2 protein-coding genes are annotated in these 940 nt (G+C 40.1%); both read right to left on the reverse strand.

What is annotated here, in order from left to right:
• On the reverse strand, nt 1-430 hold a 430-nt coding region (locus H6W52_RS21090), incomplete at its 3' end, for a transposase (protein ID WP_185216983.1).
• A 171-nt stretch (nt 431-601) separates the two neighbouring features.
• The coding region (locus H6W52_RS21095; protein ID WP_116100184.1) for a transposase at nt 602-940 on the reverse strand (339 nt) is incomplete at its 5' end.

Consider the following 940-nt stretch of genomic DNA (forward strand, 5'->3'; position numbering starts at 1 on the left):
TTTTGTAAAGTAAATACCGGCTTCTTGCCAGAAGTTGTTTTCGGGTATCTCCGTTTTCAAAAATATGAATGTCGGGTTTTACTTTCTTGTCTCTGGATTGTTTTATAATTTCATTTTCAAAATCAATGGCTTCCCACCGATACTGAATTCTGAGCTCCTGAACAGCTTCTGCAGCGAGTTTCTGGACATGAAATCTATCGACCACCTGCATGGCATTAGGAAAACATTGTTTCGCGATAAACTTCATAGAACCCTCCATATCCAGAGTAATTTCTTTTACTTTCTGTCTTATTTTTCTGCTGATTTTCAAAAGCCTGTCGGTTACTTCCTCACTTTTTGTTCCTTTGATCATGGCAACAAGACTTCCTTTCCTGCCTCGTGCAGTCTTGGAGGTAAGCACGGTGTAGAGTTCTCCGTCAGAGAGAGCCACTTCATCTAAGGATAGACGGTGAGAACAGTTTTCGGGATAAATAATCCAATCTTCTGCATGAGATTTCTGCTTCCAGTCTTTAAACCCGCTGAGTGATTTTTTGTACTGCTCCGGAATTTTTTGCCCTTAACGCCATACATTTCACCAATGGTTTCTAAGGGAAGGGCTTTATTATCGGCAGATTTTTTTTAAGAACTCTGCAAAATCCTGTGTCATGCGAGTGCCTTTAGCGATGAGTTTCCAGTCGCGGTGAACAATGTTCCCGGACTTAATATCCGTCCATCTTCTGCGTTGGATATGGAGTTTTACGGCTTTTCCCCGAAGCGGAAAATCGTCCACTGTAATGGGCTGATAAAATCCTTTCGATTGAAGCTGAAGGGATAAGAACTCTTGGGGGATAGTATTTTTTTCTTCAAAATACAGGTGAAGCAAACCTTCTTTTTCTTCAAATTTCACAATATCAAAATAATCCACTAAGTATGGTGGAAGCAAAAACTTTAGTAATTCTTG

Source organism: Chryseobacterium sp. C2(2020) (assembly GCF_014218915.1).
GTDB lineage: Bacteria > Bacteroidota > Bacteroidia > Flavobacteriales > Weeksellaceae > Chryseobacterium > Chryseobacterium mucoviscidosis.